Source organism: Paenibacillus alkaliterrae, from assembly GCF_021532375.1.
In the GTDB taxonomy this organism is placed as follows: domain Bacteria; phylum Bacillota; class Bacilli; order Paenibacillales; family Paenibacillaceae; genus Pristimantibacillus; species Pristimantibacillus alkaliterrae.
In genome coordinates this window covers 74,185-95,973 of record NZ_JAKGAP010000011.1, presented here as the reverse complement: position 1 = coordinate 95,973, position 21,789 = coordinate 74,185, and the positions used below count along the sequence as shown (strand labels likewise).

The window sequence follows — 21,789 nt, the reverse complement described above, 5'->3', positions numbered from 1 at the left end:
TCCTTTATCTTTCTATAAACCATTCGATGTATGACCCCTTTTGCGGAAGCCATACATCGAATAGTCACGGTGAAGTATGGATTACTGTTTTATGCGGGCATTCCAAATGTTCTGAACTTCTTCGATAGCTTGATCTTTCGTCATTTGACCGCCCACGTATGCCTGAAGCGGCTTCGCAAACTCTTGGTTCGCACCGGACGGCCATAGCGCGTGTGCCCAAGGAAGCGTTTGGTCTTTCTCCACGTAGGCGCTCAGATCGTTCGCCAAAGGTCCGAGCTCCGGCGTCGTCTTCAGATCGGTGAAAGCAGGAATCAGCTTAAAGGAATCGACCAAATACTTTTGCCCGTTTTCATGCAGCCATGTCAGAAATTTTTTCGTTTCGTCCACGTGCTTGGAATTTTTGTTAAGGACATAATAGCCGGGAACGCCGACTGGCATTTTCGTTTCAGCAGCGTTATCGTTCAGCGGAATCGCGAACATGCCCATTTGAATATCCGGGTTGATTTTCATGATGGAATCAATGGTCCATACTCCCTGCTGCATCATGGCCGTTTTGCCGGATGAGAAATCGGATACCTGGTTGTCGTAGCTGACACCGACGGATTCCGCTCCTTTGCCGTATTTTACGGTCAAGTCAAGCACATCGAAGAACCCGTTCATATTGGCGATATCTTTGACTTTCAGCTGGCCTTTATTGATATTTTCGATGGAAGCTGTCGGATCTGTTTCAGCGGCGAACGGCAGATTAAACAGATGCTGTCCAAGTATCCACCATTCTTTGTAGCCTTCTGCATAAGTCGATATGCCGGCCGCCTTCAGTTTTTCGTTCAGCTGCTTAAGCTCTGTCAGCGTTGTCGGCACCTTGTCGATGCCCGCTTTGGCAAACAGTTCCTTGTTGTAGATGAAGCCGTAACCCTCAAAGGCAATCGGGAAGCCCAGTTTTTTGCCGTCAACCGTCATACCCGCCACTGCGGAAGGGGATACCTTGCTCATCCAAGACTCGTTAGACAAGTCGACAAGCTTGTCAGACCAATCCGAAATGTCGGTGAATGCTTTGGTCATGAAGATATCCGGTTCATCTCCGGAAGCGAAGCGGGTTTTAAGAATCGTTTCGTAATCCTTTGTCACTTGCGATTCAATAACGATATTCGGATTTTCTTTCATGTAGTCGTCAGTCATCGCTTTTACTTTATCGGTGATTTCCGCTTTGAACTGCAGCAGCTTAAGGGTCACTTTTTCCCCTGAACCTGAATTGGTCGTACTGTTCGGAGAAGCGGCGTTGTTTTTCGGAGCATCCCCTCCGCCTGCGCAGCCCGCTAAGGAAATCATAAGCAATGCCATGGTGCAGACCGTAGAAATCAACTTTTTCATTCGTTTTATCCCCCTTGAATTAGAATGAAGCTTGTTTACACTCCGATTGTATCTTTTCCGCATGCGCAGGGGCAGGGAATATATTCGCCCAAAAAAGGAATCTATGAATCTCGGTGCTGCTTCCGGAACTGAAGAGGGGAGACGCCCTGCAGTTTCTTGAACACTTTACCGAAGTAATTCTCGTCGTCGTAACCGAGGGAATTGGCGATTTCCGAAACCGGCTTGTCCGTAAATTGGAGCAAAGACCTGGCCTTATCCATCCGAAGCTCGGTTAAAGCAGTCATCACGGTCGTATTGTACAGCTCCTTGAATTTCTTAGCGATATACTGCGGACTGAAATGAAATCGTTCCGACAAAAACGACAGCGACAGATCCTCATGAAAATGACGTTCGATATACTCCCGGATCGCCTCCACGCCGCGGTTGCCCATGCCGCCCTGCCCTTGTTCCTCCATGAGGGTCCACCAATGCTGGATGAATGTCCTCTCCCATTCGTTTAAATTGCTGATCCATAGCGGCATCAGAAGATCCGCCGCCACCTTGCTTGAATGCATCAGCCGGCTGGCCCTCTCCAATAGGAGATTGGCTTCGATCGTGCAGGCCTGCAAATCCTTCAGCCGAAGCGTTCCTCTCTGCCGGAGCTTTCGAACGAAAGCGCGAATAATCTCGGCCGCATAAGCCTTGTTGCCGGTATCAAGCGTGGTTTGCAGCAGAAACTGTTGATCCGTCAACCGCGGGGGCTCACCCGGGGCGATTTCCGCTCTAGCGGAATCTCCCCCTATTTCGGACTTCAATAAGGCAGACCGGGCTTCACCAATCGCGCCCAAAATTCCGGCAGCGTCAGCCTCCGAATCGCTTATTCCTATAAGCGCGTCCAGCCCCAGAATTTCCCGCCATGCTTTCGTTACCTTCTCCATGCAGCGCCGATGCTCTAAAGCTGACCGGTAGCTGCCGGTCAAGTCCGTCAGCAGAATCCACTGATAGTCATCGAGCCTGCATAAGTAATGGGCGCCGTACGCTCTAAGCGTTTCATGTGCAATATTATTGACCGCAAAAACAAACAGCTCCCTATCGCCCTTAAATCGCCTGTCCACAAGATCCATGCGGTTGCAAGGCAGTATGAGCGCCACTCTTAGCCGTTCTGAGGAAAGACCCACTTTATACAGCAGTCCCCGTACACCCTCATGAAAGGCGGATTCCCCTTTTAAATAAGCGGCCAGCTTCTGCTCATCGACCAAGGCGTCTGCCCGCTTGATCTTGAAGCCGGTTTCCCGCTCTTCCAGCAGATTGATTTCCCGGTTTTTCCAAGCCGTTACGGCTTGTTCGAGAACTTGCTCCAGATCTCGTTTGGAAAAAGGTTTGAGCAAATAATCGAGTCCATTCGCCCGAATCGCAGCACGCGTGTACTGATAATTATCATGCCCGCTGACTACTATGACTTGTGTATCGAAGCATTCCTCACGCAGCTGGCGCAAAAGCTCCGTACCGTCCATGCCCGGCATACACATGTCGCAAAACATAATGGCAGGCTTATGAAGCCGTAATAAGTCGAGCGCCTGCCGGCCATCCTCCGCCTGCAGCCGTTCGGAAATTCCGAATTTTTCCCAATCGACGGCTAGGTCAATGCCTTCCCGCACATGTTCTTCATCATCCACGATCAATACTTTCAATGCCGTTCCCCTCCTTCGCTGCCAGCTTCAACCGGAAAACGAAACGTAATTACGGTTGCTTCATAAGGAATGCTGCTAATTTCCCATTCGAAATCCGCTCCGTAAGACAAATGCAATCGGTACAGCACATTGAGGAGCCCGATACCGCCTTCATCGGATCCTTGTAATTGACGCTTCTCGTAGCTCATTCTGATTCGTTCCAGCACTTCAGGTTCGATTCCTTTCCCGGTATCCATAACCCGAATTACGAGACCCTGACCCAACTCAATGCCGATATGAAGCGTTCCTGTTCCCTTGCCCCTCTCAATGCCGTGAATAATGCTGTTTTCCACCAGTGGCTGCAGGATCATCTTCGGAACGTTGATGGACAGCGCCTCGACCGGGCAGGAAAGCGTGTAGGAGAGCTTATTTCTAAACCTGCCCGTTTGCAGGGACAAATAGTGCTCGATATGCTCGATTTCCTTTTGCAGACGCACGGTTTCCGACTTCAAATCCATGCTGTATCTCATAATTGCGCCGAGCTCGGCGATCTTATCGCTGATTTCGTCGGCACGGTGGCGAAGGGCCATCGTGCCGATCGACTGCAAAGCATTATATAGAAAATGCGGGTTAATTTGCGCCTGCAGCATTTTGAGCCTTGCAGTTGTAAGCTCCAATCTGCTGCGGTATTCATTGTTGATCAAATCGTCCAGTCTGCCGACCATCGTTTGGAAGCGCTGCTCCAGCACGCCGATCTCGTCCATACGCCCGGAAGTCTCCCTAACGCGGAAATTTCCCGATTCCAATTGCACAATGTTGCGCAGCAGCCTCTTGATCGGAACAATAGTCCGGTAAGATAAAATGGAAGCGAAAACGATTAGAAAAAAGAGAGCGATGAGTTGAAGAACCAGCGTAAAGTTCAAGGTTCTCTCGGCCGCCTCATTGATAACTTCAGCTGGTACGAATTTGACGAGGGACAACGGTAAATTCTGATACCGGTCCTGAACGTATACGAATACTCCTTTTTGTCCGTCCAGTTTTCCCTTTATATATCCGCGCGCACCCCAATACTCCGGCTGAGACTGAGGTCCGTCAAACTCCACGCCCGGTTCCCGGCCGGATGCAGAAAGCAGCTCGAATTGCTTTTGTATATATAGAAATACCTCTTCTCCCCTTTGGGCATCGGACAATGGACGAATGATGCTGGAGATTTCCGTTTGTCCTACATAAAGGGAAACGAGCCCGAGAACGGCGGGCCTCGGGTAATCGACGAGCGGTTTATGGAAAGCCAATACCCGCTCCTCGCCAAGCATCATCACTTCATACCCTCGGCTTACATCCCAATTCTCTCCCTCTTTCTTCGGAATTTCCGAAGGCGACAGCTGAAGGGACAGCTCGAGCAGTGTAGAATGCGAGTTCATGTACGTCTGTCCGCTTGCTGCGCTAACGTAACGTACCGCCTTTAATTCGGAATAGCTGTTGTGCAAGGTTGAAATTTTATCGGTAATGTAAAGCATTTGGTATGGGGCCGTTTCCTTAGACCGCAAATAACTCATAAGCGTTTGATCATTATAGAACGCAACCGACAATTGGGTAAGGTTAAGCAAGTAACGCTTCACATTGTCCATGCCGATATCCAGCGTATTCTGGTTGAGCGCGATAACCTGCTCTTCTACCGAATCCGATGTGGTTTTATACGAGATCAGATTGGATAGTGCAAATGGCACCACCACAGCAATGAGCATGCCGACCAGCAATTTGAAAAATAAACTTTTTTTATACATCATATGGATTCCGTTCCTTTTCTTCGTTGAACTCCTTGCCGCATGCGTTTACTTCATGATTAATCGTTCTAGTCCATTCATATAAGGCTGAAGCGCTGCTGGAATCCGAATCGAGCCATCCTCTTCCTGATGATTTTCGAGGAGCGGAATGAGAATGCGCGGACTTGCAACTGCCGTGTTGTTGAGCGTGTGACAGTACTTTAGCTCGCCATCTTCGTCTCGATAACGAATATTCGAGCGCCGAGCCTGGAAGTCGTGCAAATTCGACGACGAGTGCGTCTCCCCATACGCCCCGCGGCTTGGCATCCACGTTTCAATATCGTATTGCTTATACGTTTTTTGCGACATGTCGCCGGTGCATACCGCCATGACCCGGTAAGGGAGCTCCAGACATTTCAGGAGTTCTTCAGCATTAGCCGTTATTTCCTGAAGCAGCGCCTCCGACAGCTCCGGGTCGGCTTTGCAAAGGATAACCTGCTCCACCTTCGCGAACTGGTGAACGCGATACAGCCCATGAACGTCTCTGCCCGCCGAGCCGACCTCGCTTCGGAAGCAAACCGATGCGGCCGCCAGCTTGATCGGTTGTTCGGCGTCTACGATCTCGTTCGCGTAATAAGCGACCATCGGAACCTCCGACGTGCCGGCCAGCCATTTATCCTCCCTGGCGACCCGGTAAGTCTGGTCCTCGCCCAGCGGGAAAAAGCCCGTATGGTTCATCGTCTCCGTGCGTACCATTAGAGGTACTTCTAACAGCGTAAAGCCTTTTCGCAGAAGCAGGTCGACGGCCAGCTGTTGAACGGCCCGGTGGAGAAGGACACCCGCCCCCTTCAGGAAATAGCTGCGGGTGCCGGCTGCCTTGACCCCGCGCGGGATATCGACCAACTGATGAAGCTCGCCCAAAGCGATATGGTCCTTCGGCTCAAATGCGAAGTTCTGCGCTGTGCCTACCCGTTTCACTTCCACATTGTCCGCATCTGACCTGCCGTATGGCGTGTCTGGCGAAACGACGTTCGGCACAAGCGCCATCCGCGCATCGCATTCGCGTTCCGCCCCCGCAAGCTCCGCTTCCAGAGCCGCTAAACGTTCATTGCTTTCCTTTACCCTTTGCTTGATCTGATTCGCTTCCTCAAGGGCCCCTCGATGAACGAAGGCTCCAATTTGTTGCGACAGCTTGTTACGCGTCTCTCTCAGACTCTCGGTCTCCTGCAATAGCAGACGCTTCTTCTCATCCCAAGCCAACAGCTCCGCTATTGAAATCTTAATGCCCTTCTGTCTCGCCACCGTTTGCACCTGCTCGTGATTTTGCCTGATCCATTTCATGTCCAACATGACGCCACGCTCCTTTTCTATAGAAAAAAATACAAAAAGCGCCCTCATCCCTATGGGACGAGGAGCGCTCTTACTCGCGGTGCCACCCAATTTGACTAAACAGCCGCAGCCGTTTAATCCTCTTGCTCCGCGATAACGGGCGGGTCCGGTAAACTTAGGGGGAAGTTTCTTCTTCCCCTTGACGAGAACGCCTCCGAGTTGGATTCTCTTCACTGGCGTGATCCGATGTTTAATTTTTTGTATTATAACGTATTCGATCCAGAATATACAAGTGCCAGCTTGCTGTTTGACTTATTTGAACAACCATTGCCGTTCTATTCTCCCGACAGCATCCCGCCGGACCATGATTCCATTCAGCAATTGAGGCAGGCCGCAAGGCAGGCGGATGGGATCATACTCGCTTCAAGAAATAAGCTCGTCAATAATCGCCTAACCACGGTCCCTTGTTAAAGCCGCGCTGAGGTTTTCTTCCACACCTTCTGCATTAAATCCCGGTCGCTGCCTGATTGTTCGGGTACCGGCCTCTTCATGGTTTTCCGGATTGGAAGGATTTTATACCGAATGCCGTTAGCTGATTTGAGTCGGGTGACCCAGGTCGGAATCAAGCCGGCGTTCGAGACTTTGATTGGGCTGTTGGGTTCTTTCGCTATCGTTAATTGCAGAATAAGCCCGCAATTCGTGTTGGAATTGTTATATAAGCGGGTAGAAGCGAAATTTCCCATAGAATAAATCGCGAACTTGCCGTTTAATGTAAACATCGGTTGGATGACATGGGGATGACAGCCCAATACGATATGCGCTCCGTTCTCGAGAAGCAATTGAACAAGACGCCGCTGTGAAGGATTCGGGTATGGGCGGCATTCCGTTCCGGCATGAATGCAAACAATGACTACATCGACCAAGCATTTTAAACGGCGAACGTGTTGAAGAAGCTTATCAGGATTTCTGACATTGAGCATGTTCACCATCCACGGCTTGTTTTTGGGCAGCGGAATACCGTTGGTGGATTTCGTATAACTGAGAATCCCCATACGAATTCCCTTGACTTCCCCGATCCAGTGATTGTCGTCTCCGGGATTGGCGGCAAAGGTACCAGTATGTTCCAGTCCGTGTTTATCCAGCACCTCGAGCGTCCGGGTCAATCCCGCTTCTCCCCTGTCCATGCAGTGGTTATTGGCTGTAGTCAAAAAATGAAACCCGGAATCCCGCAAGGCTGAAGCCAGTTCGTCCGGGCAATTGAACATGGAAAATCCGGTACGGGCATTTTTTTTCGTATAAAGGGGTTCCCTGCCAGCCAGAGGGGTTTCCTGATTGCCGATAACGAAATCGGCTTGGTTGAGGCAAGGAGCGACCTGCTCGAAAATAGGATTGAAATCATACTTGTCTTGGCCCTGAAGTTTGGCATGAGTGAGAATGGGCCCGATCATTAAGATATCCCCAACGGCTGCAAGCTTAATTTCCGGCATGACGGTCATCCCTTTCCTTGTTTGCGTTTGCCGGTATTTATCTTTTTTTGTTTGAGCGACCGTAAAAATAGTTTCATTTTCTTTATTCTCCAGTAATTTGTTTTATCGGGAAGCTTACCGAAGGCGTTGCCCGAATGATTGGGCAGGTCAAAGTTCACTTCGATGATCCAAATATCTCCTTTCTCGTCCATGGCAAAATCAATCCCGATCTGAGTAGTTGAAGCCTTGTACTTATTAAAACGGTTGCTTATTTTATGACTTAAATCCAGCATTTTCTGTTTTTTTTGTTCAATCTGGGCATCAGTCAAGCCAAGGGATTTGCGCAGCGCTTCTTCAATTGTGATTACATAACCGCCGGACCGGCCCACATTGGTGATAATCGTAACAGGCCCTGCAACCTTGGCGAAGTACCCATAAAATTTCCAAGCGCTTCCTGGCTTTCGCATCATCATAGAACGAATGTCATAAGGACGGCCATTAATGGCGGCTAAAGAAATGGCCTGCTGAATAATATATTTGTCGTCGATTGCGCACTTAACGATTTTACGGTACAATTCTTCAACTGTTTTGACATTCGACTCGCTCTCTGCCTTCTTGCCTTTAATCGCGGTGAAGGAAAACCCGGTTTCCGACTTATGGGCGAGAATCACTCCGTTTCCGCCGTGGCGGGAATCCGGCTTGATATAAACCGATGAATATTTATCCATAAATTGCTGTAAGGTCTCTTGGCTCAACAAAGCCGTGTCCGGCAGAAATTGCTTAATGCTAGCGTTCTGGCTATAAAATTTGTGCAGATTCCATTTCGAGCTGGCCATTAGAATCAGACTCCCCCATGTCATTTCTATATCCTATAAAAATCGGGATATAAGGTGCATGAACACGGAGGGGTTTCAGTAAAGAAAACTCTGTTTTCGTTGATTAAAAAAAGAATCGTTTATGAGCCCAAAAGCGCCTTGCGCACGGACAATATATATTTCGATTGGTCAAGCGGATTAACGCCCCGGCGCGCCCGCTCCGCCTGCACTACATGCGCGAAAATGCCGATGTTGCGTATATATTTTGCATCGATTTGCTCCATGCGTCGTATCTCCCCTAACTTGCTTTCCCTCCCCTTATCCTAACTCTGAAGGCGCTTCGCGGCAACAAAAAACGGCCTATCAGGCAAATCCCGATAAGCCGCTCTATATAGGATAATTATGGCGATTATCCTTGTTGGATAGCTTCAATTTCGATGAAGATTTTCACTTCGTCACCGATCAGAACGCCGCCTGTTTCAAGCGCCGCATTGTACGTGAGGCCATAGTCGCTGCGTTTGAGGCTGCCTGTTGCGCTGAAGCCCACTTTTTCGTTGCCCCATGGATCCTTGCCCGCACCCTCGAAGGCCGCTGCGAAAGTTTCAGAGCGCGTTACGCCGTGCAGGCTGACATCGCCCGTGACGGAATATTCGCCGTCATCTGTTTTCGTAATTGCCGTTGCTTGGAATGTAAGCGCCGGATATTTCTCGATTTCGAAAAAATCCGCGGAGCGCAAGTGATTATCGCGGTCGCTGTTACGCGTGTCGATGCTGTTCAGGTCAATGCTGAACTGAATGTCGGCCGAAGTCAAATCGTAGGCGTCTGCTGCGATGTTCGCCTCAAACGTATGGAACGAGCCTTTTACCTTAGCGATCATCATGTGTTTTACCGAGAAATCAATGCTGCTGTGCGTGGGGTCGACAGTCCATTGGGATTTTGCCATTTTAAAATTCCTCCTATAATTGTTTGGTTAAGGTTTGTTTTATCATTTACTTACTTTTAACAATAAACTAACTTTTATTTTGTATATGCATATTTTATGGTGCGGCCTTTATTTTGTCAATTGTATTTTTTAGTGTCTCACTCAGCACACTTTCGGCGTCCTATACTGGATTTGTCCAGTAACTTCGCCCGCTCCGGCACCTTTCGGCGCCCTATACTGGGTCAGCATAAAAAAGCCGCCCAAGCAAGCGGCTTTACGCGCATTTGCTTAGGCGGCTTCACACCGCGTTACGACTGCAAAGCAGTCGTTGTCTCCTTTTGCTCGCGTCCAACCAGCGCATGCTTCTCCCAGGCCCGGCTGCGCCAGCGGAAAAACATAATAAATGCACGCACCCACTCATCCGCCGCAATCGCCAGCCAGATGCCCGCCAAACCTAAGTCCAGATAAAAAATCAGGAAATAGCCTAGCGGCAAGCTCATCGCGACCATCGAGCCCATGCCGATCCACAGCGGATACTTCGCATCTCCCGACGCCCGTAAGGAATTGACGAGTATGATGTTGATCGTGCGTCCCGTTTCCAATACGATGCTAAGCAGCAGCACGTTTATCCCCAAACGAATGATCTCCTCATCGTCTGTGAACATACGCATAAGCGGCTCGCGGAATACGATAACGAGCGCGACGGCAATGAGCGTAAACGCACTGGCCCAGCGCACGCTTTTCCAAACCCGGTGATAGGCCGTCGTTTGCTCGCCCGCGCCAACCAGCCTGCCGACGATAATCGCCGTCCCCATGCCGATCGCGAATGCGAATAAATAAGTAAACATCGAAATGTTGTTCGCGTAATTTTTGGCCGCCAAGGATGCCGCGCCCAGATATGTCGCATAATACAAAAACACAATTTGGCAGCCCTGATACATGACCTGTTCAAGCGCTGACGGAATGCCGATCTTCAATATTTTCGCGATGTATTCCTTCGACAAGGAAAGATAATAGCGAAGCTCAATTTTCACCGACATAATCCGATACAGCATCCAGAAAAATACGATAATCGCCAATAAGCGACTGGCAACCGAGGAAATCGCCGCACCTTCAACGCCCATTGCCGGAAAGCCGAAATTCCCGAAGATAAGCAGATAGTTACCGACAATATGAACGATGTTCATTCCCAGCGACACGAGCATCGCTTCCTTCGTAAAGCCATGAACGCGAATGATAGCCGAAACCGAGTTGATAATCGCCTGCAGGAAGATCATGCCGCCTACGATAGCGAGATAGCTTTTCGCATATTCCAAAATATCGCCCTGTAAATTCAGCATCTGCAGCAAATGTCCGCCAAATAGGACGAATGTGATACTAATCGCCAATCCGGCGACTAAGTTGAGCGTAACCGCCAGCGCCGATATTTTTGCGGCCTCGATAAATTTCCGTGAACCGATATATTGCGCGACAACGATCGACGCTCCGTTGCCGATGACTTCGAGAAGCAAAATGGCAATGTGCAAATATTGATTCGCCGCTCCCACGCCTGATACCGCATTATCCGAAATTCCGCTCAGCATCAGCGTATCGGTAATACCCATCAGCATAAACAAAAAGATTTCCAAAAATATGGGCCACGTTAGAAAAAAGAGATTTAGTCCCTTCTGCTCCTTCTCCCCTTGCCCGTTCCCGGCTGCCGCCGTTGTCATGATGTCACCTTCTTCTATATATGAAAAGTTAAGCACAAGGTATCGTAGCACATTCATGAGGCTATTGCACGCTGGAATCCTCCTTTTACAAGGAATTAATTATTGGAAATATTTATTGAAGCGCATACAAAAAAAAGACTGCAGCAGATCGTCGAAACGACCCGAAAGCAGTCTTCCTCTTTATAATTTAAAATGATAGATATCATTATTGCTCTTCAGTCGATTCTTCGGCAGCTTCTTCCTCTGCCTCCTCTTCTTCCGCATCCTCCGCTGCTGCTTCTTCCACAGCCGCCGCAGCTTCTTCCGTTTCTTCTGCATCGGCCCCTACAGCCTCTGCCGACTCAATTTCTGCAACTGCTTCTTCTGTTGGAGCCTCTTCCGAAATCAGTTCTGCGGCATCTTCCGCACCATCCTGAACTACTTCTTGTTCTTGGCTCATTCTTATCACCTCCTGCCTCTTGATACTCTAATTGTAGCGCTTTCATAGCAGGAAACAAGAGGTGTAAAATGTCGTTTCATAAGAACTATTCTCGCAATTTGTTGCATTCGAGCATATTCGGGAAAAATCGATTCCGTCTCCCGCCATTCATTAAGAAAAAAGACGTTTAACAGTCTCCTCCTCCGGTATGGTATAATCACAAGCATCGTCAGCAATTCTAAGAACACGCTTACGAAGCAGGTTTGCTTTGCAAACCTTTGAGGAGGGCCAGTCAACCGATGTTATCGTTCGAACAAAAACTCGCTATAATTGAAGCCTTTCCCGAATTGCAGCGCAAGGACGTTTCCCTCGGCCGGGTAAACTTTCATTACGAGGAAAGCGCCCATGAGAAAAAGTCGGTCGTGCATCATCTGCATCGCAGCGGCAACGGCTACGTATTCGCTGGCTTGATAAACGGTGTCGACACCGATGATAAAGGGCTCGTCAACATTCGCGACTACAGCGAAGAAGAACTTCGCTCGCTCATCGAACGGTCGATCAGCTCCCTTTCGGTCGCACCTCCCGAGAAGCCGGTCAGCGCCAAGAAAAAGAAACGCAAGCCGCCGCAGGAGGAGCGCTGGATCGGGCCGGACGATGCCGTGCTGACGCTGCTGTTCGAAGAGGACCTGTGGTATTTATATGCCGGCCTTAACCTGGAATCCGCATTTGAAACGTATGAGGAAGCCGAGCAGTATTTGGAAGAAGAACAGTTCACTCGCGCATAACCGCGCAGCATACAGGAACGCGGAGGAAGAAGCCGATTTATGGTTTCTCCCTTTTTTATGTCAAACCAAACAGGATTTTGTCGCCCGATGTCTAATTGTAGTAAGTGCATCTTAGATTCATGGGGGGAATTCCGGTTGTCCATTAAAGCTAAGCTATCTTTTTCCATATCCATTATCGTAGCCGTCATATTGGCTCTTAGCATTATTATTTATTACTTCTCGACCAAAGCGGAAATTCAGAAAGGCGTTGAGGAGCAGGTTGCTTTCATTGCCGGGCAAATCGGCAGTACGCTCGAAACCTCGGAAAGCGCCGTGCAATTCATGGAGAAAACCATAGGCGATAAGCTCCGAGCTGCCGCTATGTCCGCCAAGCTTCTGCTCGATCCCGATATTAATAACATAAAGAATGAGCAGCTCGTAGAGCTTAGCAAGAGGCTCGGCGTCGATCATATCACGCTGTGGCAAAGAGAAGGCGACGATATCATCGCCCGCAGGTCATCGGAACCGAGCGAAATCGATTTCAGCTCCAAAACATGGGATTACTGGCATACCGCCTTTCATCAGCTGTTCGATAATGGCGAGGTTACGATTGCTGAGGGTCAGAAGCTGGAGAACTTCTGGTCGGGGCCGTTCAACTTCGCCGCCACGGATCCTTCGCAGGTTCGGAAATGGGGCTACTATTACGACGGCACTACCAATTATATGATCAATCCGTTCGTCAGCGCGAAACCGCTTCAAGATTTCAATATAACGACCGGTACGGACTCTCTTATTAAAAAAATCATGGCAGACCAAAAAGGCCTGCTGGAAATCACCGGCTTCGACCCGCAATTTTTCGGAAAAAGCCCGATTATCAAAATGAAACAAGGCATGCCCGTTTATAATTTGGACGTTCGCGACATTCCATTCGGCACCTATACGTTTAAAGACTCCGAGAACGATGCCTTCTATATTCAGCAAGCTATCGCAAGCGGCGAGCCTGTTTCGGCCAAAAGCAGCGTAAAGGGTAAAAACCTGCTAAAAACTTTCATTCCGATTATCATAGACAAAACATATGTCATCGGCATTACCTTTGACAATGATACGATCGAGGAGCCGCTCAATCGACATCTGCTTTTGCAGACGCTCATCTCGCTGGGACTCACTCTCGCCACGATGGCGGTCAGCTATTTTATCGCCGACTTTATGCTGCGCGGCCTGAACCAAATTTTCCGAAAAGTAAATGCGATCGCCGAAGGAAACTTCGGAGAAATCATTACGATCCGGAGCAAGGACGAGCTTGGGCTGCTCGCCTCTCGCGTTGACACCATGGGCAATAATCTTCATGACTATACATCGCAGCTGAAGGATGCGGCAGAGGAGCTTCGAAGCACGAAGCAATACTTGGAATCCTTCGTCAATCATACGTCGGATGCCATCCATGTTGCCGACCTGGCAGGCCGGATTACCCAGGTGAATAAAGCCTTTGAGAAGATGTACGGGTGGACCAGCCGGGAGATTCTCGGCCAGCCGCTCGATAATGTGCCTGACGAGTACGAACGCTCGCACAACGAGCTTGAGGCTACGGTGCTGCGCGGCGGTTCTGTCACCGACATTGAAACGGTACGTTACACGAAGTCGGGCACACCTATGGACATCAGCATTACCATATCGCCGATCCGCGACGAGCTGGGCTCGATTATCGCGATTGCTTCCATCTCGCGTAATATAACGTCCCGTAAGCAGACGGAGGAAATGATCAGGCGCTCGGAGAAGCTATCGGTAGTCGGACAAATCGCGGCAGGCGTCGCGCATGAGGTTCGTAATCCGCTCACCACGCTGCGCGGCTTCGTACAGCTGCAGAAGCAATCCGGCTCGTTGTCCCGGACGCATCTGGATATCATGCTTAACGAGCTTGATCAAATCAATATGATCGTGAGCGAATTTCTCGTTTTCGCCAAGCCTCAGGCCAGCCGCTACCAGCCTGTGAACGTGCAAAGCATCGTAAACGATATAATGATGCTGCTTGAATCGGAAGCGAAGATGAACAACGTTCAGCTTATATTATCGTCTGAGAGCGACCTGCCCACGGTCATTGGCGAAGCTAATCAGCTTAAGCAAGTTTTCGTCAACGTCATGAAGAACGGGATGGAAGCCATGGCTGCCGGCGGTGAGCTTACCGTAGAGCTTGCACGGGCCGGAGCGGAAGCCATTATGCTGCGTTTTATCGATCAGGGCTGCGGCATTGCCGCGGAGGATTTGCAGAGGCTCGGGGAGCCGTTCTTCACGAGGAAAGACAGCGGCAACGGTCTCGGTCTGATGGTCAGCCAGCAAATCATTGCCGGCCACAAAGGGAACATCGTCTTTCGCAGCGAGCTTGGCAAAGGCACCTGCGTTGAAATCTCACTACCTGCGGACAGCTAAGGCGAAACGGCCTTTCTGTCCTTTTTCCTTTTGTTTTGATGAAAACCGAGCCCCTATGATAAAATGTTTGAGTAGCCTTCGAATCTTTCTCCGGCTGCTTCTAAGAAAACCAACAATTCCGCAACATTTGGAGCCATCTATGCCGATGCCTATGAATTCTCTAATCTCTCAATATATGATCATTGTCATTATTTCCGGCGTGCTTAGCGTGCTGCTGGCCATCTATGCTTTCTACAATAGAACGAACTTTTCCGGCATGAATGCATTTATGTGGTCCACATCGCTATCGGCCGTATACACCTTTGCATTCGCCTTCGAGCTGGCCAGCGATACGCTTCAGGAAATCCGGTTCTGGATCAATGTCGAATATATCGGAATGCCTTTTATTGCTCCATTAAGCTTACTGCTCGTCATGCACTATGTAGGACTTGAGAAATTCACTGCTCCCAAAAAAGCTTGGGGGTTGTTCGTTATTCCATGCTTGACGCTGTTCATGGTCTTAACCAACGATTACCACCATTTGTTTTATAAATCGATTTATTTGCGGCCGGATGCGCCAACTCCGATGACCGATGTCGTTCCCGGATTTTGGTACTACGTCCATGGGAGCTTTACGTCCGGCTCTATGTTCGCCAGCTTATTTCTACTGCTGAGGTACTGGAGAAAAACGAAATCGATCTATCGCAAACAAATGGCGACGATGGCATTCGGCATCTCTCTTCCCATGTTGGGCGGGCTGTCTTATGTGCTGGGGCTAACACCCCTCGACATTGATCCCGTTCCCATGCTTATGTGCATCACTTCGGCTCTCTATATTTTTTCTATCTTCTCAACCGGGATGCTCACCGTGTCCCCAATCGCGCGCGAGCATATATTCGAAAGCATGCGCGATGGCGTGCTGGTGCTGAATTTATCGAATCAGATTATGGACTTCAACAGCGCGGCCGCACAAATTATTCCTGCGCTCACACCGCTGGCTATCGGCAAGAAGCTCGAGGATATTTGGAAACGAGGCGCTGAATCCGGTGCATTTTCCTTTAATGCCAATCCGGACAGCGAGTTTCAGTACGAGCAGGAATTCAAATGGATTCGCGGGAAAGAAACCTTCTACTACCGAATCCGTGCATCAAATCTATTGAAGCCTAACGGTCAGCTGGCAGGAAGGACGATTGTCATGATCGATGTCACGGAGCATACCTTGCTGAAGAACAAGCTGCGCCATCTGGCCGAAATTGACGGACTTACCACCATCTATAACCGAACCACCTTTATGGACAAGAGCCGGGACCTGCTCGCGAAGGCTAATCAATTGCAGCAGCCGCTCTCCTTCATTTTGTTCGACATCGATCATTTCAAGCAAATCAATGACCGCTACGGCCATAGCGTTGGCGATTTTGCCTTGCTGCATATCGTTAATATTTGCAAGCAGCAGCTTGACCCTAAGGCTTTGTTCGGACGTTACGGCGGCGAGGAATTTGCCGTTTGCCTGCCGGACACCGGGCTGCAGCAGGCCGGACAGGTCGCCGAGCAAATTCGCAGGGAGATTGCAAGCACCCCGATGTACAGCTCGGCGAAGGCGATCTCGCTCTCGGCAAGCTTCGGCGTGACCGATGCCAAGACGGCCGAAGTGCCGCTTGAGGTATTGCTGCGCGAAGCCGACGTCGCCCTTTATCGCTCCAAGCACAGCGGCCGTAACATGGTCCATTTGCATGAAAGCGCTCATGTACATGCTAACGAAATAAAATAACCATACTAGCACGAAAGAGGCAGGTGAGCTGACGCCATGCAAAAATTAGAAGCTTTACGCAACAGACTGCGGTTCAGACCGAGTCCGCCGCAGGTCATGGCCTTCGGCTTTATTTTCATTATATTAATTGGCGCACAGCTCTTATCTCGACCGGTTTCTATCGCGGAGGGCACCTCCATACCCTATCTTGACGCCTTATTCATGTCTGCCAGCGCGACCTGCGTAACGGGCCTTCCCGTCCTGAACACCGGCATCCATTTCTCCGTGTTTGGACAAATCGTTATTATCGCGCTTGCCCAGATCGGCGGTTTGGGCTTTATGACGATGGCTACCTTATTTGCCTTGCTCTTCCGCAAGCGCATCTCGTTCCGCGAGCGTCTTGTGCTGCAGGAATCGATGAATTACGGCTCTACGGAAGGTATCGTCCGCATGATTCGCAAGGTTTTGCTCTATGCTTTAGTCATAGAGTTGTCGGGAGCGGTGCTGCTCAGCAGTTATTTCATGCTGGAAATGCCGGCAGGACAAGCGCTTTACTTCGGTATTTTCCATAGCATATCCTTCTTCAACAATGCCGGATTCGATTTGTTCGCCCAATTTCCTGAAAGAGCAAGCAGTCTCATTCATTATGTAGAGGATCCGTTCGTCAATGTGGTGTCCATGCTGCTCATTTTCCTCGGGGGAATTGGCTTTATCGTTATATCCGAGCTGGTTACCTATCCTAAAATTAAAAAGTTCAGCTTACATAGTAAAGTGGTCTTGTCCTTTACCGGCGCGCTAACCGTTATTGGAACCATTGTTATTCTCGCTCTGGAATTTTCCAACCCTCATACGCTGCAGCCGTTGTCTGCCGCCGGCAAATTTCTGGGAGCGACGTTTCAATCAGTAACTGCGCGTTCTGCGGGGCTTAGCACGGTGGATCCCGGCATGCTGCGGGAGGTCACCCAGTTCTTCCTCGTCCTGCTTATGTTTATCGGCGCAGGTCCAGGCTCCACGGGCGGCGGGATTAGAGTGACGACATTCGCGATCCTGCTTGGAGCTATGATCGCCATGATTCGTGGCAGAGAGGATGTCATCTTGTTCCGCTACCGCATTGCCAAGCGGCAAATTCATCAAGCGATCATGTTCACCTTGCTTGCATTTTCAATCATATGCGCTGGGACGATGCTCCTGTCGATTACGGAAAGCGTATCATTCCTCTCCATACTGTTCGAGGCAACTTCCGCCTATTGTACCGTCGGCATGTCCGCCGGATTAACGTCGCATGTTTCGGATACGGGTAAAATCATACTGATCGTGCTGATGTTCGTCGGCCGGTTAGGACCGGTTACGCTTGCGTTTGCATTGAACACACGTTCGAAGAAGGAGCTATATCGCTTCCCTGAAGGTAAAATAACGATCGGCTAGCCCGTTTGCCAAAGGAGATAATGACCTGATGACACAAATATTCGATATCGATTCTCATGCTGCTCCGGTCAGGGAAAAACACGGACCAGGAGGCCGCGTGCTGATTGTGACTGCCGTTGCTGCCGAGAAAGAAGCTGTGCAGCGCGGACTGCAAGGCGGTTCGAGTGCACATGTCATAGCCGCCGGGGTTGGCTCGGCGGCCTCAGCCGCAAGTACGGCAGCGGCGCTTGCCGCGGCGCCTGGAGCATACCGCCTCGTCATAAGCGCCGGCATCGGCGGCGGCTTCGGCGGCAAAGCGGACATTGGCTCGCTCGTGGTCGCAGACAGCATCGTTGCCGCCGATCTTGGCGCCGAGACGCCGGATTGCGGCTTCCTTAGCTTGGACGAGCTGGGCTTCGGCTCGTCGCGTATAGAGGTGAACGAGGCTTGGAGCAACCGGGTATATGATGCGATTTACTCGGCAGGCCTGTCCGTCTGCACCGGCCCCGCACTCACCGTGACGACCGCGACAGGCTCCGCAGAGACGACCGCCGCGCTTGCCGGGCGGGTGCCCGGCGCGGCTTCCGAAGGGATGGAAGGCCATGGCGTTGCCGTTGCCGCCTCGGGCTTCGGCATTCCAGTGGTCGAGCTTCGGGCGATCTCGAATCCGGTCGGTCCGCGCGACCGCGCGGCTTGGCGGATCGGCGATGCGCTCGCAGCCTTGGAAGCAGCAACTAAAGCCATTCGGGAGGTTATTCAATGAATATTGCTTTTTCCCCATGTCCGAACGACACGTTCGTCTTCCATGCTTGGGTACACGGGCTCGTCCCCGGCGCGCCGGTGCTGGACGTTACGTATGCGGATATCGACATAACGAACAATTGGGCCGCAAACTCGGAAGGCCCTGAAGTAATGAAAATTTCATACGCCGCATTGCCGTGGGTATTGTCCGAATACAGGCTGCTGCCCTGCGGCGGCGCCCTCGGCAGAGGCTGCGGACCGCTGGTCCTGACGAGCGGCCGCCCGGCGGAAACGAGTACTCCAGCCATGCTCTCCGGCAAACGGGTAGCCGTTCCGAGCGAGCGCTCGACCGCTTACCTCTTGTTCCGGCTATGGGCCGCGCGCCATGTCCCGGGCGGCGTCGGCGAAATTGTCGTCATGCCCTTTCACGAAATTATGCCGGCCGTTCGCGATGGCAGCATCGACGCCGGACTGGTCATTCATGAAGCCCGCTTCACTTATCCCTCGTATGGACTCAGCCTGTTAACCGACCTTGGCAGCTGGTGGGAGTCCGATACGGGCCTGCCCATTCCTCTGGGCGCGATTATTGCCCGCCGCACGCTCGATACCACGGCGATTACCGGCTGGATCCAGGCTTCCGTTGACTATGCTTGGACCCATCCGCAGGCTTCGCAAGCTTACGTGATGCAGCATGCGCAGGAGCTTTCCCAGGAGGTGGCCAAGTCTCACATTGACCTCTATGTCAACGAGTTCACTTCGGACCTCGGTGAAGACGGCTATGCTGCCATTGAAGCCCTGCTGGGACGTGCCGCCGTAGAGGGGCTCGTGCCTCGCTTCGACCTGTCGCTGCTTCGTTAGGCCGCTATCTAGTGCATGCGGCTGACGGCAGCATGACGATACGAGTGCTGAAGCGGAGCATCACAAGAATCAAGCTCCCCTGACGGGCGAGCTTGTCAGACTGCAGTTGCGATTTTCTATACCGCTGCAGTCCTGGGAGCGTGGAGTTGCTGTATAAATCCATCATAGCACGTATATCCGTTGGTTCAGGCTAGAAGGACAAGGTTTTGAAGGTAAATCAGTCCTTCCCGAAACAACACAGCGAATCAGGGGTACCCCGCACCACGTGTTTATGTGCGAGCTTACATACGAAGCAAAATCAAAAAAAGCCCCGGCTGCTCCGACAAGGAACAAGCCGGGGGCTTGCACTAATGACTCAACATCACGAAAAATTAAAGCACCAATGCATTCGGTACCGTAAACTGTGCTTCTTCTACCCAAGTGCCAGTTATAAAATCGCGGCCTCTGACAAGTACGCGGTCCTCGTACACTTCCACGAAAAAGCCTTCGCTGCCCGCTTTTTCGACGTCCTCGTCCGTCCACAAATACGCGACCGAGCTAGCGTTAAACATGGTCGCCGTTCCGTTGCCTCCATGGATCGTATTGGGCGAGCCGAACACCCAATGCGTATGGCCCGTGAATAAAATCGTTTGCGGGTGGCGGGCCAGGATCGCCTTCGTCTCTTTGTCCTGGTTGACTCCGTACCAGCCTTGGGTTTCCGAGGAGCCGGCAACGGTATTCATTAAAGGCTGGTGCAGGAAAACGAACTTCGGTTTGCCGGAAGCTGCCTCCTCCGCCAATTTGGCATCGAGCCAGGCCAACTGCGTTTCCGACAAGTCGGCAAATCCGTTAGTCCCGTCTTCCGTACCGAGAAAAATAAAATGATAGCCGTTGATCCAATGATCGTGATAAGCGCCCGACATGCCTGTTTGGCCCAGAAAGTTCTCGATCCGCGCGCGCCAGTCCCCTGTGGAAACATCGTGATTGCCGGACGTCGTCAACAAATCGGGCAGTCCGGCTTTGTTCTCGTTCCAGATGCGGCGCACCTCAGCGTACTCCGCATCGGCGCCGGAATCGGTCAAATCGCCGACATGCATAATGCCGATGCTGTCCGGAGCGGTCGCCTTAATATCGCGCAACGCTTGGCCGAAATGGAAATTGTACACATGCTCGGGATCTGTCGTAACATGCGTATCTGTAATGACCTGGAAGCGAATGACCGGTTGTTCTGCCGGCGCTTTGTATGAATGTTCCATATCGTAGACATCTCCCCGTAATCGATTCAGGTTCTGCTGAATTATGAAGGCTTGCCGCTTACTTTCAATCCAACAATTCCGATAATAATGACCATAATCCATATCATTGAAGACAGCGGCACCCGATCATGAAATACGAAAAAACCGGCCAGTGTAATGAGCACAATGCCAACGCCCGACCAAATAGCGTAAGCGACACCCACTGGAATGGAAGTAAGCGCGAAATTCAAAAATGTGAAGCTCGCGCCGTAAAATAAAAACATCAGAATAGAAGGCCATAACCGCGTAAAGCCTTCGGACAGCTTCATCGACACTGTCCCTGACAATTCCAGCACGATCGCCAGCGATAAATAAATCCAGCCCAAGACGTTCTCACCCTTCATCTGTTTGACCTGCAATACTCATTTGCCCGTACGTTGTTATGACAACGTCAGCGTCGGGGATCGCGCCCTCATCCCCCTCATGGGACACCGACAGTCCGACAGAGATGGCGGCGCCTGCCGACTTCCCCATTACCATATCGCCGTTCGTATCGCCGATGACCGCCACCCGGGACGGCTGAAGCTTCAACTCCCGGCAAGCGAGAAGCAGCATATCCGGAAAAGGCTTGCCGCGTTCAGTCTGGTCGGTGCCAACGACAATATCGAACAGGTCGCGGATGCCCATCCATCCGAGATGCAGCTCCGCAGCCGCCGTTTCATCCGCGGTAACGATGCCCATCGGCAGCCCGATTTGCCGGCACTGCTTCAGAAAATCAACCGCTCCGGGCAAGGGCCGTGCTGGACGTTCCCGCTCGATTTCTGCATCCGCCGCTTCTTTGCATTCACGGGCGATGACCATCGCTTCAGCCCACGACAATCCAAGACGGCAGGCCTGCCAAGCGACGATCGCCAGCATGTCGCCGACCGTGCCCATAGCCAGTGCGCCTTTCCGGTCGTACCCGACGATTCGGCCTTCCGCATCGTGAACGGTCCCCCATAAGGCGGGTACGATATCCGGCGGCAGCTCAAGCCCGCGTTCCGCCAAACGCTTGTTGAAGCAGCGCAGCATCACTTCGCTCCAAAAACCCCATAACCCGACAAAATCAAGCAATGTCCCGTCTTTATCAAACAGAATTCCGTCTATCTCAACCTTGTTACTGCCGATCAGCAAATGCGGCATCCGCTGCCCCCCATTCATTCACTTCATTTCG

21 protein-coding genes are annotated in these 21,789 nt (G+C 51.1%); 7 read left to right on the top strand and 14 right to left on the bottom strand.

What is annotated here, in order from left to right:
* Window positions 1–81 precede the first annotated feature (81 nt).
* The 4 genes from L1N85_RS06820 to serS form a co-directional block, all read right to left on the bottom strand.
* Complete coding sequence (locus L1N85_RS06820) at window positions 82–1,371, bottom strand: ABC transporter substrate-binding protein (RefSeq protein WP_235236406.1); 1,290 nt, start codon at window positions 1,369–1,371, stop codon at window positions 82–84.
* A 101-nt stretch (window positions 1,372–1,472) separates the two neighbouring features.
* Window positions 1,473–3,041, bottom strand: a complete 1,569-nt coding sequence (locus L1N85_RS06815) for a response regulator transcription factor (RefSeq protein WP_235236404.1) — start codon at window positions 3,039–3,041, stop codon at window positions 1,473–1,475.
* Window positions 3,038–4,807, bottom strand: a complete 1,770-nt coding sequence (locus L1N85_RS06810) for a sensor histidine kinase (RefSeq protein ID WP_235236402.1) — start codon at window positions 4,805–4,807, stop codon at window positions 3,038–3,040. The genes L1N85_RS06815 and L1N85_RS06810 overlap by 4 nt, the downstream gene beginning before the upstream one ends.
* Before the next feature lie 45 nt (window positions 4,808–4,852).
* A complete protein-coding gene (gene serS, locus L1N85_RS06805; RefSeq protein ID WP_235236400.1) occupies window positions 4,853–6,133 on the bottom strand; it encodes a serine--tRNA ligase in 1,281 nt (426 codons plus the stop codon).
* Between the two features lie 225 nt (window positions 6,134–6,358).
* Between serS and L1N85_RS06800 the strand changes: the two genes are divergently transcribed.
* A complete protein-coding gene (locus L1N85_RS06800; RefSeq protein ID WP_235236393.1) occupies window positions 6,359–6,583 on the top strand; it encodes an NAD(P)H-dependent oxidoreductase in 225 nt (74 codons plus the stop codon).
* Here L1N85_RS06800 and L1N85_RS06795 read toward each other — a convergent pair.
* The 6 genes from L1N85_RS06795 to L1N85_RS06770 all read right to left on the bottom strand — a co-directional run bounded on the left by L1N85_RS06795 (window position 6,580) and on the right by L1N85_RS06770 (window position 11,466).
* Window positions 6,580–7,599: a CapA family protein gene (locus L1N85_RS06795; RefSeq protein ID WP_235236390.1), complete on the bottom strand. Its 1,020-nt coding sequence runs from the start codon at window positions 7,597–7,599 to the stop codon at window positions 6,580–6,582. The genes L1N85_RS06800 and L1N85_RS06795 overlap by 4 nt on opposite strands.
* A gap of 5 nt (window positions 7,600–7,604) precedes the next feature.
* Window positions 7,605–8,414 carry a YheC/YheD family protein gene (locus tag L1N85_RS06790; protein WP_235236389.1) on the bottom strand — a complete coding sequence of 270 codons (810 nt, stop codon included), beginning with the start codon at window positions 8,412–8,414 and terminating at the stop codon, window positions 7,605–7,607.
* 119 nt (window positions 8,415–8,533) lie between these two features.
* Window positions 8,534–8,677, bottom strand: a complete 144-nt coding sequence (locus L1N85_RS06785) for a hypothetical protein (protein ID WP_235236387.1) — start codon at window positions 8,675–8,677, stop codon at window positions 8,534–8,536.
* 125 nt (window positions 8,678–8,802) lie between these two features.
* Window positions 8,803–9,336, bottom strand: coding sequence for a YceI family protein (locus L1N85_RS06780; RefSeq protein ID WP_235236385.1), 534 nt, complete (start codon window positions 9,334–9,336; stop codon window positions 8,803–8,805).
* Window positions 9,337–9,623: 287 nt separating this feature from the next.
* A complete protein-coding gene (locus L1N85_RS06775) occupies window positions 9,624–11,078 on the bottom strand; it encodes an MATE family efflux transporter (protein WP_407946338.1) in 1,455 nt (484 codons plus the stop codon).
* Between the two features lie 154 nt (window positions 11,079–11,232).
* Window positions 11,233–11,466: a hypothetical protein gene (locus tag L1N85_RS06770; protein WP_235236381.1), complete on the bottom strand. Its 234-nt coding sequence runs from the start codon at window positions 11,464–11,466 to the stop codon at window positions 11,233–11,235.
* 278 nt (window positions 11,467–11,744) lie between these two features.
* On the opposite strand from L1N85_RS06770, the gene L1N85_RS06765 reads away from it, so the two are divergent.
* The 6 genes from L1N85_RS06765 (at window position 11,745) to L1N85_RS06740 (ending at window position 19,362) form a co-directional block, all read left to right on the top strand.
* A complete protein-coding gene (locus tag L1N85_RS06765; RefSeq protein ID WP_235236379.1) occupies window positions 11,745–12,230 on the top strand; it encodes a hypothetical protein in 486 nt (161 codons plus the stop codon).
* A gap of 135 nt (window positions 12,231–12,365) precedes the next feature.
* Entirely contained in the window at window positions 12,366–14,633 is a 2,268-nt protein-coding gene (locus L1N85_RS06760; RefSeq protein WP_235236377.1) for a PAS domain S-box protein, read from the top strand.
* Between the two features lie 145 nt (window positions 14,634–14,778).
* Window positions 14,779–16,380 (top strand): histidine kinase N-terminal 7TM domain-containing diguanylate cyclase, encoded by a 1,602-nt coding sequence (locus L1N85_RS06755; RefSeq protein ID WP_235236375.1) that lies wholly within the window; start codon window positions 14,779–14,781, stop codon window positions 16,378–16,380.
* Window positions 16,381–16,416: 36 nt separating this feature from the next.
* A complete protein-coding gene (locus L1N85_RS06750; RefSeq protein WP_235236373.1) occupies window positions 16,417–17,784 on the top strand; it encodes a TrkH family potassium uptake protein in 1,368 nt (455 codons plus the stop codon).
* A 28-nt stretch (window positions 17,785–17,812) separates the two neighbouring features.
* Window positions 17,813–18,526 (top strand): futalosine hydrolase, encoded by a 714-nt coding sequence (locus L1N85_RS06745; protein WP_235236371.1) that lies wholly within the window; start codon window positions 17,813–17,815, stop codon window positions 18,524–18,526.
* Window positions 18,523–19,362 carry a 1,4-dihydroxy-6-naphthoate synthase gene (locus L1N85_RS06740; protein WP_235236369.1) on the top strand — a complete coding sequence of 280 codons (840 nt, stop codon included), beginning with the start codon at window positions 18,523–18,525 and terminating at the stop codon, window positions 19,360–19,362. Before L1N85_RS06745 ends, L1N85_RS06740 begins: the two co-directional genes overlap by 4 nt.
* Before the next feature lie 4 nt (window positions 19,363–19,366).
* Here L1N85_RS06740 and L1N85_RS06735 read toward each other — a convergent pair whose 3' ends face one another.
* The 4 genes from L1N85_RS06735 to L1N85_RS06720 all read right to left on the bottom strand — a co-directional run bounded on the left by L1N85_RS06735 (window position 19,367) and on the right by L1N85_RS06720 (window position 21,758).
* The gene (locus L1N85_RS06735; RefSeq protein ID WP_235236362.1) at window positions 19,367–19,528 is read right to left on the bottom strand and encodes a hypothetical protein; all 162 of its coding nucleotides are present in this window, start codon (window positions 19,526–19,528) and stop codon (window positions 19,367–19,369) included.
* 205 nt (window positions 19,529–19,733) lie between these two features.
* The gene (locus L1N85_RS06730; protein WP_235236359.1) at window positions 19,734–20,597 is read right to left on the bottom strand and encodes a metallophosphoesterase family protein; all 864 of its coding nucleotides are present in this window, start codon (window positions 20,595–20,597) and stop codon (window positions 19,734–19,736) included.
* A gap of 41 nt (window positions 20,598–20,638) precedes the next feature.
* Complete coding sequence (locus L1N85_RS06725; RefSeq protein ID WP_235236357.1) at window positions 20,639–20,980, bottom strand: DMT family transporter; 342 nt, start codon at window positions 20,978–20,980, stop codon at window positions 20,639–20,641.
* Window positions 20,970–21,758, bottom strand: coding sequence for an HAD family hydrolase (locus L1N85_RS06720; protein WP_235236355.1), 789 nt, complete (start codon window positions 21,756–21,758; stop codon window positions 20,970–20,972). Before L1N85_RS06720 ends, L1N85_RS06725 begins: the two co-directional genes overlap by 11 nt.
* Window positions 21,759–21,789 lie beyond the last annotated feature (31 nt).